The organism is Paraburkholderia translucens (assembly GCF_020881035.1).
GTDB lineage: Bacteria > Pseudomonadota > Gammaproteobacteria > Burkholderiales > Burkholderiaceae > Paraburkholderia > Paraburkholderia translucens.
In genome coordinates this window covers 165935-179147 of sequence record NZ_JAJITC010000002.1, presented here as the reverse complement: position 1 = coordinate 179147, position 13213 = coordinate 165935, and the positions used below count along the sequence as shown (strand labels likewise).

Genomic DNA, 13213 nt, shown 5'->3' with positions numbered 1-13213 from the left:
CATTGAATGATGCCGATCGCGTACTAAAGTGTTCTGTGTGGCACTTGATGCGAGGAGGCAAGGATGAGCGGACGGCCCAAAGGGGAATTGGTGCTGAGCGAATCGGAGCGCGAAGAACTGCAAGCGCTGACAATGCGACGCAAGACCGCACAAGCTCTCGCATTGCGGGCGCGCATCGTGTTGGCCTGTGCCGATGGCTTGGACAACAAGAGCGTTGCGGCGAAACAGCGGGTCACTCAGCAAACGGTATCGAAGTGGCGGGCGCGGTTCGTAATGCATCGTCTGGACGGACTGCTCGATGCGCCTCGGCCCGGCGCGCCGAGGACGATTGATGACGCTCGCGTCGATGCGGTCATCGCAAAGACGCTTGAGTCCGTACCTGTCGGCTCGACTCACTGGAGCACGCGCACGATGGCTCGTGAGATGAAATTGTCGCAAACGGCGGTCACACGGATCTGGCGTGCTTTTGGTCTGCAGCCGCATCGGCAGGAAACGTTCAAACTCTCCAGTGATCCGATGTTCGTCGACAAGGTGCGAGATATCGTCGGGCTTTACCTGGATCCGCCGCTTAAGGCCATGGTGTTGTGCGTGGACGAGAAGAGCCAGATTCAGGCGCTCGATCGCACGCAACCCATGCTGCCGTTGGCACCCGGCATCCCGGAACGACGCACCCACGATTACATGCGCCACGGCACGACTACGCTGTTCGCGGCGCTGGACATCGCTACTGGCGAGGTGATCGGCGAGGTACATCGGCGCCACCGCAGCAGCGAATTCGTGCGCTTTCTGCGCACCATCGAAGCCAGTGTGCCATCGCACCTGGATGTGCATCTGGTGATGGACAACTATGGCACGCACAAAACGCCCTCGATCAAAGCCTGGTTTGCTCGACATCCTCGCTTCCATGTTCACTTCACGCCCACCTCGGCGTCGTGGCTTAATCAGGTCGAACGTTGGTTCGCCTCGCTCACTGAAAAATACCTTCGACGCGGTACGCATCGCTCGACACGTCAACTCGAAGACGCGATCCGTCAATACCTGGACATCTACAACGCCAATCCAACACCGTTTTCCTGGAGCAAGTCGGCTGGTGAAATTCTGGCCAGTCTCGAACGGTTTTGTATGCGGGTTCGGACGGCCGCGGGCGAAGCATCATGAACATCAACACCGACGCAATTGATGAAGTCGCCCTGGCACTTCTCTACCTGACCCTGCATGACCGATACCGCGCATGGAAGGGTTTCGACTGGGATGTGCTGAACCGACTCTACGAACGGGGCTTCATCGAAGACCCGGTCAACAAGACGAAGTCCGTGATCTTTACCGAAGAAGGACTGCGCGAGTCCGAGCGGCTCTTTAATCAACATTTCGCCATTCCAGAACGACCGGGAAATTGATTCAACGAACTTCTAACTCACGACACTAGGTTCCAGCGAACAGGAAAAGATCAAGATGATTTCGCATGTATTCGTTGGAGTTAATGACTTTGATCGAGCCTTCAGATTCTATTCGGCCGTCATGCGTGAGTTGGGACACAAACTGAAGTTTTGTGAGCCGGATAAACCGTGGGCGGGTTGGATGGCAGAGGGTATGCCGCGTCCGCTCTTCCTGATCGGCAGGCCATACGACGGCAACCCGGCGGAACACGGAAACGGGCAAATGGTGGCGTTGCTCGCGGCCGATCGTCGCTCGGTCGACAACGCCTACGCGAGCGCGCTGGCCAATTCAGGTTCCTGCGAAGGCCCTCCGGGCTTGCGGCCACACTACCGCCCGGACTATTACGGGGCGTACTTCCGGGACCCGGAGGGAAACAAGATTTGCGTTTGCTGTCACGCTCCCGTGACGCAGTAGCAGTCGCGGCGGCGGCTGCTATGCGCGTTCAGTGTCGCGAGGCCGCGCGTTGGGCGCATGATGGACGGGCATCTGTCAGCCGGCGAGAGCGTGCCGTAGGACGATCCACGCGGACCAGGCGATCAACGCGACGCCGAGCGGCGTGCCGATGGACCGGCCCCAGCGGAAATTCTTCTCGGCCGCCATGATCGCGCCGAGCGCCAGCATCCAGCCGACGCTTCCGGTGCCGACCGCGAACATCAGCAACATCAGCGCCCAGCAGCAGCCGATGCAGAAGGCGCCATGACTGATGCCGAGCAGAAAGCTCTCGCGGCGTGCGCTCCTGCCGCGCCAATGCTCGGTGATGAACATGAGCGGCGAGCGGCACTTGTCGAGACATCGATGCTTGAGGCCGCTGAACTGATAGGCGCCCGCGAGCGCGAGGATCGCAGCGCCGATCAGCCAGCCGTCTCCGAGCAGCGTCGGCGATTGGTCTGCAACGCGATGGAGCGCCTCGTCGAAGCCGTGCGCGGCGATGCCGAATAGTGCCCAGGCCGTCGCGTAACCGGCGATCAACAACGCTACCAGCGTGCCCTGGTTTTCGCGACCGTTCGTCATTCGCCTGAAGGCATCGAAGAGCGGAAAGGCGGTCGGCAGCATCATCGCCGCGATCATCAGGAGCCATGCGACGCTGTGCAGCAACGCCGAAAGCGCGAGACTCGCGCCGGGCACCTCGCGGCATATCGCGCCGACGAGGGGCAGTTCGGCCCAGCTCGCATGACGCAGATAGCGCGCATACGGGCCTGCGTCCCACATCCATAACGCGATCCACGCGCTGGTCGTCAATACGACGAAGAGCGGCGCGAACAGCCGCGAGCGCTGGAGCATCTTCACGACGCGAAGCTGAACGATCCCTGAATCGCGTTATGTCCCGTCAATGCGAGATCCAGATTGAGCTTTTCGTGGCGCAGTCGAAATGAGTTCGCTTTGCCGACGAACGCAGGAGATCCCGGTATCGTCGAGAAGATGCTTTCGACGAGCTTGGTCGGCTCGCCGGTCGGGCCACGATACGGTTCCATTTCGGCCGCGATCACTTCGCCGACTTTCATCTTGCCCTTGCCGTCGACGACCGTGTATTCGATCGATGCGCGCTCGACGGACACGACTTCGCCGATCAACTTCACGAGATCCGCGAGCGGTCCGCCGCGCTCGCCGTTATGCACGCTCACCAAGGCGTCGAATTGCGCATCGCTCGCGCGCTCGTCGACGAACATCGCGACGCGCCAGCCGCCTTTCAGCACGTTGCCCGGAATGAATGCCGCGAACGCGACCGTCAAGCCTGACACATCGACGCCGTCGATCGTGCCTTTCTCGTAGTGGTAAGCAAGTGCGCTGCGGCAAGTGCCGTTGTCGGGGTCTTCTCCGATCCAGCACGGACACAGCACTTTGCACTCACATACCTCGAGGATGCTGCCCATTAGTTGATAGCTCATTTACGCCTCCACTGCCGTTTTTATCCGGCCGGGAAGAACATTGCCGGACATCCCTTGTTGTAGGCGTTAAGCGGGCAGGAATCAAAGCGTGCGGAGCTGCGAATGATTGAAGCGGCTTATTCAGTGAGTGCTTGGCGCCGGGAGCGATGAGCGTTGTCTGGAATTCACTTCGTTCCAACGCAAAGCCCTGGCGGTTGCGCACCGCCAAGGCCCCATGTCAGTCACCTCACTTATTGACCATCCTCGCCAGCACACTGATCGCTAGCAGGCCGCCGAGCACCATGAAGGCCGCGAGCATAGACATGCCGGAGTCGTTCGCGGCAGTGACCTGCTTCAGCCACCCCACAGCATAAGGACACAGGGAGCCAGCAAGGTTGCCGATCGAGTCGATCATTGCGATCCCGGCAGCGGCGCCGGTGCCCGCGAGATCCAGATATGCGACGATGTAGCAGAGCATCAACAGCGGCGCGAGCCGCCATGTGACCTTGCGGTAGGTCGCCTCTTCGAACGTGGAAGGCGGCGCGCCTGCGCCGGGGTGGTGGAGCGGATCTGCGGGACCGGCCATGACTGTGTCTCCTCCTTTTTATGGAAATGAACTACGGGCGCAGCCCTTCACCCACTGCCTTCACTCGCCGCTATACGCAGCGCCCTCCATCCACTTCGAGGCATACGCCGGTAATGAACTCCGCTTCGTCGGAAGCCAGATACAGCGCCGCATTCGCAACATCCTGGGGCGTCGAAAACCGTCCGAGCGGAATGCCCGCGAGAAACTTCTGCCGATTCTGCGGCGTATCCTCGACGCCCATGAACTCGGACAGCAGCGCGGTCTCGCCAATCACCGGATTCACGCAGTTCACGCGAATGCGCTCCGGCCCGAGCTCGACCGCGAGCGACTTGCTCGCGACGATCACCGCGCCCTTGCTGCCGTTGTACCAGACGAGTCCCGGGCGCGGCCGCACGCCCGCCGTCGACGCGATATTGATGAAGCTGCCGCCGCCTCGCTCGCGGAAATACGGCACGAACTCCTGCACGCTCCAGTAGATGCTTTTCACGTTGACCGCATAGACGCGGTCGAACTCGGCCTCGGTCACTTCGAGCACCGGCTTGTTGCGATGCGTGGTGCCCGCGTTGTTGACCACGATCTGCACGCTCCCGAAATCGCCCAAAGCGGCCTCGCGCAACGTGCGCCAGTCGTCGCGTTGCGCGACGTTGCCGGGCACCGCGATCGCCTTGCCGCCCGCAATCGCGATCTCGCTCGCGACCCGTTCGGCGGCCGGCCCGTTGAGGTCGTTGACCACGACGTTCGCGCCTTCGCGCGCAAAGGTCTTCGCGATGCCTTCGCCGAATCCCGAACCGCCGCCCGTGACGATGGCCGTTTTACCTGTCAGCCGCATGATGTCTCCGTTGTTTGTGATGGGTAGAGCGATGCGTCGTGGTGCGTTGCGCGATGGTCTAGCCGTGCCGGATCGCGATCGTCTTCAGCACCGTAAAGCCATACAGCGCCTCGAAGCCTTTCTCGCGACCATGCCCCGAATGCTTGACGCCACCGAAGGGCAACTCGACACCGCCGCCCGCGCCATAGTTGTTGATGAACACCTGGCCCGAGCGCACGCGTCGCGCCAGCCGCATCTGGCGCGCGCCATCGCGTGTCCAGATACCGGTGACGAGCCCGTACTGCGTGCCGTTCGCGAGTGCGAGCGCTTCGTCTTCGTCGCGGAACGACATCGCGCAGAGCACCGGGCCGAACACTTCGTCGCGCGCGAGCCGGTGGCTTGCGGGCACGTCGCGCAGCAAGGTCGGAGCCTGATAGAAGCCGCCTTGGGGTGCTTCGGGAATCACTTCGCCGTGCGCGGCCATCGCGATGCCGTCGTGTTGCGCGTCCGAGAGAAAGTCCCATACGCGCTGCTGCTGTTTCGCGCTGATCAGCGGTCCGCAGTCGAGATCGGCAGTCGATGGCCCGACGCGCAGCGCCGTGAATGCACTGCCGAGCCTGTCGAGCAGCGGCTCGTAAATCGCCTGATCGATCAGCACGCGGCTGCCCGCCGAGCAGGTTTGCCCGGCGTTCTGCACGATCGCGGAGATCAGCACCGGCAGCGCGGCGTCGAGATCGGCGTCGGCGAATACGATTTGCGGCGACTTGCCGCCGAGTTCCAGCGTGACCGGCACGTGGTTCTCGGCGGCCATCTGCGTGACGAGCTTGCCGGTATCGGGCGAACCCGTGAACGATATGTGATCGATGCCCGGATGGCGCGCGAGCGCGGCGCCCGCTTCGTGTCCGTAGCCCGTGACGATGTTTAGCGCCCCCGGCGGCAGGCCGGCTTCGGCGGCGAGTTCGGCTACGCGCAGCACCGAGAGACACGCGTCCTCGGCCGGCTTGACGACGCATGCGTTGCCGGTCGCGAGCGCCGCGCCGACGCTGCGCCCGAAAATCTGCATCGGATAATTCCACGGCACGATATGGCCGGTTACGCCGTGCGGCTCACGGATGGTCAGCACCGTGTAGCCGGACTGGTAGGGCAGGGTTTCGCCGTGCAGCTTGTCGGCCGCGCCGGCATAGAACTCGAAATAGCGGATGAGGGCGGCGGCGTCGGCGCGCGCCTGCCTGAGCGGCTTGCCGGTGTCGCGCGCTTCGAGCCGCGCGAGGTCTTCCTGGCGCGCGGCCACCAGCAGCGACAGCCGGTACAGCACGCGCCCGCGCTCGGCGGCGCTCAGCGCGCCCCACGCGCCTTCGAACGCGCGGCGCGCCGCGTGCACGGCGGTGTCGATATCGACCTCGGTGCCGCGCGCGATGCCCGTGAACGGCTGACCGTCCGACGGATCGAGCACGGCGATCGATTCGCCGCCGCGGGAGGCGCACCACTCGCCGCCGATGAAATGCCGGGCTTCTTCCATGCATGCTCCTTGAAGATGACGCGCGGCCGTTGTGCGGCGGCGCGGGTTCGAAGGGAGACACAAAACGGTGGAGACGCAAAGCGTGAGTCGCCAGACGATTATCGCGCCTAACCTGGCGCGGATGCCATCTGCCGATTGGCTATAATGGCGCATTCCGCACGGTCCGGCGCGCGGCGCCGCGCCGTTCTGCGCAATCCGCTTCCATTCCCTTCAGAGAGCGCTCATGAGCTTCAATCACGTTCCCGCAGGCAAAGACCTTCCGCACGATTTCAACGTCATCATCGAAATCCCGGCGCAAAGCGATCCGGTGAAGTACGAAGCCGACAAGGATCTGGGCCTGCTCGTCGTCGACCGTTTCATCGGCACCGGCATGCGCTATCCGGCCAACTATGGCTTCATTCCGCAGACGCTGTCGGGCGACGGCGACCCGGTCGACGTGCTGGTGATCACGCCGTTCCCGCTGCTGGCTGGCTCGGTCGTGCGTGCCCGCGCGCTCGGCATGCTGCAGATGACCGACGAATCGGGCGTCGACGCAAAGCTGATCGCCGTCCCGCATGACAAGATCTGCCCGATGACGGCAGACCTCAAGTCGGTCGACGATGTGCCGGCTTATCTGAAGGACCAGATCAAGCACTTCTTCGAGCAGTACAAGGCGCTCGAGAAGGGCAAGTGGGTGAAGGTCGAAGGCTGGGCGGGGCTCGACGCCGCGCACAAGGAAATCAGCGAAGGCGTGGCGAACTACAAGAAGTAAGCGCGCCGCGGTTCATCCGCGCGCTGCATGCAGTCCAGGAACCGCGCGAGTCCGCAAGGACCGCGCGGTTTTTTCACGCCCTTCGCGCAGCGTTCGAACTACCGCGCGAAGCGCGTCGCAACTTGCGTCTCGCGCACTTCGTCGCGCGCGCATAACCTGAATGCATTGCCCCGATGAACGGATCGCATTTTTATGTTTAGGTATAAACCCTTATCATTCGCCGCACGACCTCGACGCGTGCGAACCGACTTCGGCACCCCGCGCGTTTCCATCGATTAAACAAGACCTCCTGTCCGGATGATGAACCGCAGCAAGTCCCACTCGACATCGCCACGCCGGTCGACCCGGCTGCATTCGGTCGTCACCGCGATCTACCGCAAGCGGCCGGTCTGGATGGTGTCGTTCGCGGCGAGCGAGGCGAGTCTGTCGGAGGGCTTGCGAGCGGCGTGCGCATCGACGGCGATGCTCGCGCTCGGCGACGTACTGCACGATCCGGTGTTCGCGTGGGCTGCGATCGGCGCGTTCTGGACCTGCCTCGCCGATGCGGCCGGCTCGAACCGCGCGCGCTTCATGTCGATGATGGGCTTCGCGCTGCTCTCGACGCTGTGCGGCGGCGCCACCGCGTTCGCGTCCGCCGCGGGCACGGCGTTCGCTACGCTCGCGGTGCTCGCGTTCACGACGCTCGGCGCATTCGGCCGCATCTGGGGCGCGGCCACCTCGCAGGTGACGATCCTTGCGGCGACGGCCTGCGTCGTGATGGCCGACCGGCCGATGCACGACGCGCGCGGTGGGCTTGCGTTTCTCGGTGTCTATCTGGCCGGCTGTCTGTTCGCGATCGTGCTGAGTCTGACGGTGTGGCGCATTCATCCGTTCGGCGCGAGCCGGGCGTCGTTGCGCGCGGTGTATCAGCGTCTCGCCGACGTCGCATTCGATAGTGCGCGTCTCGTCGGCGAGCGAGCCGCGCCGCGCGAATGGGCCACGCATGCGGCACGGTTTCGCGCCGATGCGCGCGCGTCGCTCGAACGCTCGCGCGATGCGCTCGCGAGCGTGCCTGTTTGGAAGGCGGCCGGCGCGGCCGTCTACGACACGCTGCTTGGCCTCCTGACCGACGGCGAAGCGTTGTTCGCCTATCTGATCGCGGTGTCGGGCGCAGGCGAGAAAGTGCCCGACGATGCGCGCCGCACGCGACGCGCGGCGCGCTTGCTCAATGCGATCGGCGAAGTGCTCAGCGACATCGGCAGCGCGACCGGCGACGCCCGTTGGGAGCGTCTCGCCGAGCCGCAGGCGCGTCTGCGGCGTCTCGCGCATCGGCTCGAAAGCGCGTTGCCCGAACCGGTCAAGCTGCAATCCGGTTTCGAACTCGTCGATTTTGCGCCGCGTGAAGTGTACGCCGAGACGTGGAGCGCGTGCGTCGCGCGTTATGCGGCGGGCGCGTGGTCGACGCTGAAGGCGAATCTGTCATGGCAGTCGGTCGGCTTGCGTCATGCGGCGCGGGTCGGCGTGACGACGACGGCAGGCTTCGTCGTGATTCGCGCGCTCGGTCTGCCGTTCGGCTACTGGGCGACGATGGCGACGCTGCTGATTCTGCAGCCATCGATCGCCGCGACCTGGCCGCGCAGCATCGAGCGCGCGGCGGGCAGCATCGTCGGCGGCGTGCTCGCGGCGGCGATCGGCTATGCGATTCATTCGCCGCTCGCCATCTCGCTCGTGGTGTTCCCGCTCGTCATGGCGACGATGGCGCTGCGCCCCGTCAGCTACAGCCTGTTCGTGCTGTTCCTGACGCCGGCCTTCGTGCTCGTCGCCGACTTCGCGACGCCCGGCGCCAACGAGTTGGCGTTCGCGCTGACGCGGCTCGGCAACAACGTGCTCGGCTGCGTGCTCGCGCTCCTCGCGACCTTCCTTTTGTGGCCGACGCGCGAGAAGCTCGACGTGCACGTCTTTCTCGGCGACGCGGTGCGCGCGAATCTGGCGTATCTGCGTGCGTCGCTGGAAGCGCCGCGGCACAGCGGCAAGGAGATCGAGCAATTGCGCCGCGCGGCCGGCCTCACCAGCAACAACGCGGAGGAAGCGATCGGCCGCGTGCGCCTCGAAAAGCTCGAAGACTCGATGGCCGATACGGTGACGATGACGGTGCTGAGTCTGCTGCGGCGCATGGCCGGCACCGCGACGCAGTTGCGCCTCACCGCCAACCGCCGCGACATGCATAGCGAACTCGACGAATGGGTCGCGGCGATGAGCGCGGCCATCGAGGCCGCGTTGAACCGGACCTTACGGCCGGTGCGGCTCGAGTTGCCCGCGCGCGAGCAGTTGACGTCGTTGGAGGCGGATGCGGTGGGCGAGCTGGCGCGCGTGCATCGGCTGCTGACCGAGAGGATGCGCGAGGCGAGGGGATAGCGCGGCTCAGCCCGGGTTATTCCCGTCCTCCGCCTCGGCATTCGCCACGACTTCCGGCAACACCGACTGCAGGGAAAGCATCCCCGCCGCCAGTGCGCGCTTGTGCGCGGGCGTGAGCCGCTTGACCCAATACTCGGCGCGCGACGCGCTCGACCGGTCCGCCAGCTCGAACGACGCCAGCACCCGCACCGGCTTGCGCGAGCGCGTATAGCGCGCGCCTGTGCCGCTCGCGTGTTTGTCGAAGCGGGCGGCGACATCGGTGGCGATGCCGGTATAGACGCTGCCGTCCGAACATTCGAGCAGATAGAGAAACCACGCCATAACCGCGCCGCTAGCCTTTGAACGGATTGTGATCGCGCAGCTCGTCCACGTACGCGTGGATGCTGTTCTTTTCGTTCTCGAGGAAATGGCCGACCGCATCGGCGAACGCCGGATGCGCAAGCCAATGCGTCGAGCGCGTGACCGTCGGCAGAAAGCCGCGCGCCATCTTGTGCTCGCCCTGCGCGCCGCCTTCGAATGCAGCGAGCTTTTCTTCGATGCAGAATTCGAGCGGCTGATAGTAAGCGGTCTCGAAGTGCAAACACGGCACGTGTTCGAGCGCACCCCAGTAGCGGCCGTACAGCGTGCCGCCGGTTTTCGCGTCGCGCTGATAGACCACGAGCGAACTCGCGATCGGTTTGCCCTCGTATTCGGCGATCACGAGCAGCAGATTCTCCGGCATCGACGCGCCGATCATGCGGAAAAAATCGAGGTTCAGATACGGACTCGAAAAATGCTCGCGATAAGTTTGCCGATAGCACTTGCTGAAGAAGCGCCAATCGGCATCCTTGATGTCTTCGCCTCGAATCCTGCGCATCGTGATGCCCGCCTCGCGTACCTTGCGACGTTCGGCGCGGATGTTCTTGCGCTTCTTCTGTTCGAGCGTCGAGAGGAAATCTTCGAAGTCGCGATAGCCGTCGTTGAGCCAGTGAAACTGCACGCCTTCGCGTTGCATCATGCCGATGTCGGTGAGCGCGTGGGCTTCACTTTGCGTCGGGAACAGCACATGCAGCGACGACACCTCGGCCTGCTCGGCGAACGCCATCAGCGTCGCCGCGAGATGGCGCAGCGCGTGGTCGCTTGCCGACAGCAGGCGGGTGCCCTGCACCGGCGTGAACGGCACCGCGCACAGCAGCTTCGGGTAGTAGGGCAGGCCATTGCGCTTGTACGCGTCGGCCCAGGCCCAGTCGAACACGTATTCGCCATACGAGTGCCCCTTCAGATACACGGGCGCCGCCGCCGCGAGCTTGCCCGTGCGCGCGTCGGTCAGCGTGACGAATTGCGGCGCCCAACCCGTGTCGGGGACCGCGCATTGCGTCGCGTTGAGCGCGCTCAGAAACTCGTGCCGCAAAAACGGCGTGGGCTGCGGCTGCGCCGCGAGAAGGGCGTTCCACTCGGCGGCGTCCACCTCGGAGGGCGATGCCAGAATGCCCGTGCGATAATCGATACGTTGCTGGTTCAATCTGCGTGACTGTTTGCAATGACCGGCGCGGCGCTGTGAAGACGAAGCGGCCGCGTCGTTGGTTAAGTTCGTTGATCCGGTGTATCCCATTCCGCCGAGCCATCGTGCCGCGGTACCCGCGAGCCGCGAAGGCTTGCCTGTCGATCCTGCCATGAAGACCCGAATCGCTCTTGCTCAAATCAATGTCACTGTCGGCGATTTCGCCGGCAACGTCGCGAAGATCGTCGCTGCCGCGCGTGCCGCGCATAGCGACGGTGCGAAGCTGCTGGTCGCGCCTGAACTCGCGCTGTCGGGTTACCCGCCCGAAGACCTGCTGCTGCGCCCCGCGTTTTATGCCGCGAGCGCGGCCGCGTTGGCCGATCTCGCTGCGCAATTGAAGCCGTTCACGGGATTGCATGTGATCGTCGGTCATCCGCTGCGCGACGTGACACACAACCTGGCGCACGGCCATGGTAATGCAAACGCGCCGATCGAGCGCGGCGCGCCGCCGGTCGATACGTTCAACGCGGCGTCGCTGATCGTCGACGGCGAAGTGCAGGGCACCTATCGCAAGCAGGATCTGCCGAACACCGAGGTGTTCGACGAGAAGCGCTACTTTGCATCTGACCCGCAGCCGTTCGTCTTCGAGCTTGACGGTGTGCGGTATGGCGTCGTGATCTGCGAGGACGTATGGCACGCCTCGGCCGCGCAGATGGCGAAGGCCGCGGGAGCCCAGGTGCTGCTGATTCCGAATGGCTCGCCGTATCACCTGAACAAGGAAGCGGTGCGCTTCGACATTCTGCGCGCGCGGATTCGCGAGACCGGCATCCCGATGGTGTACGTGAACATGGTCGGCGGCCAGGACGAACTCGTATTCGACGGCGGCTCGTTCGTGCTCGACGCTCAGGGCGAACTCGTCGCGAAGCTCGCTCAGTTCGAGGAGGCCACCGCTATCGTCGAGTTCGACAGCGGCACGCCGCTGCCGGCCGCGATCGCGCCGGAACAGTCGATCGAAGCGCAGGTGTACGCGGCGCTCGTCATGGGCGTGCGCGACTACATCGGCAAGAACGGTTTTCCTGGCGCTCTGATCGGTCTGTCGGGCGGCGTCGACTCGGCGCTCGTGCTGGCCGTTGCATGCGACGCGCTCGGCGCTGACAAGGTGCGCGCGGTGATGATGCCGTCGCGCTACACGGCCGACATCTCCACGACCGACGCCGCCGACATGGCGCGCCGTGTCGGCGTGCGCTACGACGAGATCGCGATCGCGCCGATGTTCGACGCGTTTCGCGGCTCGCTCGCCGAGGAGTTCGCGGGTTGCGCCGAAGATGCGACCGAAGAGAACATCCAGGCGCGTATTCGCGGCACGCTGCTGATGGCGCTGTCGAACAAGTTCGGCTCGATCGTGCTGACTACCGGCAACAAGAGCGAGATGGCGGTCGGCTACTGCACGCTGTACGGTGACATGGCCGGCGGCTTCGCGGTCATCAAGGACATCGCAAAGACGCTCGTATACCGCCTGTGCCGCTATCGCAACACGGCCACCACATTTGCGACCCGCGACGTGATTCCCGAGCGCATTCTGACGCGCGCGCCGTCGGCGGAGCTGCGCGAGAACCAGACCGACCAGGACAGCCTGCCCGAATACGAAGTTCTCGACGCGATCATGCGGATGTACATGGAAGAGGATCGTTCCCTCGCGGAGATCATCGCGGCGGGCTACGCGGTCGACGACGTAAAACGCGTCACGCGCCTGATCAAGATCAACGAGTACAAGCGTCGTCAGGCGCCGATCGGCATTCGCGTCACGCATCGCGCGTTCGGCCGCGACTGGCGTTATCCGATCACCTCGCGCTACACCGAACCGGTGGAGTGAAAAACGATACACGCGTGCGGATGCCGCAATGCGTCCGGCGCGGCGTAGAATAAAAATCATCCTTCTCTTTTCCACACTCCCCATCAAGAGACGAGGTTCGCCATGAAGCGCATCACTGCAGTCATCAAACCGTTCAAACTCGACGAAGTGCGCGAGGCGCTCGCGGAAGTCGGCCTCACCGGCCTGACCGTGACGGAGGTCAAGGGCTTCGGCCGCCAGAAAGGGCATACCGAGCTCTATCGTGGTGCAGAGTATGTGGTCGACTTTCTGCCGAAAGTGAAGATCGAAGTCGTGGTCGCGGACAGCCAGTGCGATCAGGTGATCGACGCGATCATCGGCGCGGCGCGGACCGGCAAGATCGGCGACGGCAAGATCTTCGTCGCCGACGTCGAACGCGTGATCCGTATCCGCACCGGCGAAGAGAACGAAGCAGCGGTGTAGATCGGCGCTTCCTCGCACCGGCCCGGTGCGTGCAATGACTCAAAATTGCGCGCCCAATA

General features: G+C 64.1%; 13 protein-coding genes and 1 pseudogene. 7 read left to right on the top strand and 7 right to left on the bottom strand.

The window, feature by feature from the left end:
- Positions 1–63: 63 nt before the first annotated feature.
- Genes LJ655_RS04055 through LJ655_RS04045 form a run of 3 tightly spaced genes read left to right on the top strand, consistent with a single transcriptional unit; the run spans position 64 to position 1851 of the window.
- Complete coding sequence (locus tag LJ655_RS04055; RefSeq protein WP_230559977.1) at positions 64–1158, top strand: IS630 family transposase; 1095 nt, start codon at positions 64–66, stop codon at positions 1156–1158.
- Positions 1155–1397: a DUF6429 family protein gene (locus tag LJ655_RS04050; RefSeq protein ID WP_230559976.1), complete on the top strand. Its 243-nt coding sequence runs from the start codon at positions 1155–1157 to the stop codon at positions 1395–1397. The genes LJ655_RS04055 and LJ655_RS04050 overlap by 4 nt, the downstream gene beginning before the upstream one ends.
- A gap of 55 nt (positions 1398–1452) precedes the next feature.
- Entirely contained in the window at positions 1453–1851 is a 399-nt protein-coding gene (locus LJ655_RS04045) for a VOC family protein (RefSeq protein WP_230559975.1), read from the top strand.
- Positions 1852–1926: 75 nt separating this feature from the next.
- Here LJ655_RS04045 and LJ655_RS04040 read toward each other — a convergent pair whose 3' ends face one another.
- The 5 genes and pseudogenes from LJ655_RS04040 to LJ655_RS04020 form a co-directional block, all read right to left on the bottom strand.
- Complete coding sequence (locus LJ655_RS04040; protein WP_230560262.1) at positions 1927–2718, bottom strand: DUF2182 domain-containing protein; 792 nt, start codon at positions 2716–2718, stop codon at positions 1927–1929.
- 2 nt (positions 2719–2720) lie between these two features.
- Positions 2721–3323 (bottom strand): DUF1326 domain-containing protein, encoded by a 603-nt coding sequence (locus tag LJ655_RS04035; RefSeq protein WP_230559974.1) that lies wholly within the window; start codon positions 3321–3323, stop codon positions 2721–2723.
- 226 nt (positions 3324–3549) lie between these two features.
- Positions 3550–3750 (bottom strand): annotated as a pseudogene (locus LJ655_RS04030) (MFS transporter); the annotation flags it as partial.
- A 208-nt stretch (positions 3751–3958) separates the two neighbouring features.
- A complete protein-coding gene (locus LJ655_RS04025) occupies positions 3959–4717 on the bottom strand; it encodes an SDR family oxidoreductase (protein ID WP_230559973.1) in 759 nt (252 codons plus the stop codon).
- Positions 4718–4775: 58 nt separating this feature from the next.
- Positions 4776–6215 (bottom strand): aldehyde dehydrogenase family protein, encoded by a 1440-nt coding sequence (locus tag LJ655_RS04020; protein WP_230559972.1) that lies wholly within the window; start codon positions 6213–6215, stop codon positions 4776–4778.
- 223 nt (positions 6216–6438) lie between these two features.
- Here LJ655_RS04020 and ppa point away from each other — a divergent pair, with 223 nt between their 5' ends.
- Positions 6439–6966 (top strand): inorganic diphosphatase, encoded by a 528-nt coding sequence (ppa, locus tag LJ655_RS04015; RefSeq protein WP_230559971.1) that lies wholly within the window; start codon positions 6439–6441, stop codon positions 6964–6966.
- Between the two features lie 297 nt (positions 6967–7263).
- Complete coding sequence (locus LJ655_RS04010; protein WP_230559970.1) at positions 7264–9360, top strand: FUSC family protein; 2097 nt, start codon at positions 7264–7266, stop codon at positions 9358–9360.
- A 6-nt stretch (positions 9361–9366) separates the two neighbouring features.
- Here the strand turns inward: LJ655_RS04010 and LJ655_RS04005 are convergent, their stop codons facing one another.
- Both LJ655_RS04005 and LJ655_RS04000 read right to left on the bottom strand, forming a co-directional pair.
- The gene (locus LJ655_RS04005; protein WP_230559969.1) at positions 9367–9681 is read right to left on the bottom strand and encodes a GIY-YIG nuclease family protein; all 315 of its coding nucleotides are present in this window, start codon (positions 9679–9681) and stop codon (positions 9367–9369) included.
- A gap of 10 nt (positions 9682–9691) precedes the next feature.
- The gene (locus LJ655_RS04000) at positions 9692–10861 is read right to left on the bottom strand and encodes a GNAT family N-acetyltransferase (RefSeq protein ID WP_230559968.1); all 1170 of its coding nucleotides are present in this window, start codon (positions 10859–10861) and stop codon (positions 9692–9694) included.
- Positions 10862–11012: 151 nt separating this feature from the next.
- Between LJ655_RS04000 and LJ655_RS03995 the strand changes: the two genes are divergently transcribed.
- Together LJ655_RS03995 and glnK are read left to right on the top strand one after the other, a co-directional pair.
- The gene (locus LJ655_RS03995; protein WP_230559967.1) at positions 11013–12713 is read left to right on the top strand and encodes an NAD+ synthase; all 1701 of its coding nucleotides are present in this window, start codon (positions 11013–11015) and stop codon (positions 12711–12713) included.
- A gap of 102 nt (positions 12714–12815) precedes the next feature.
- Positions 12816–13154, top strand: a complete 339-nt coding sequence (gene glnK / locus LJ655_RS03990) for a P-II family nitrogen regulator (RefSeq protein WP_013088783.1) — start codon at positions 12816–12818, stop codon at positions 13152–13154.
- The last annotated feature ends 59 nt before the right edge of the window (positions 13155–13213 follow it).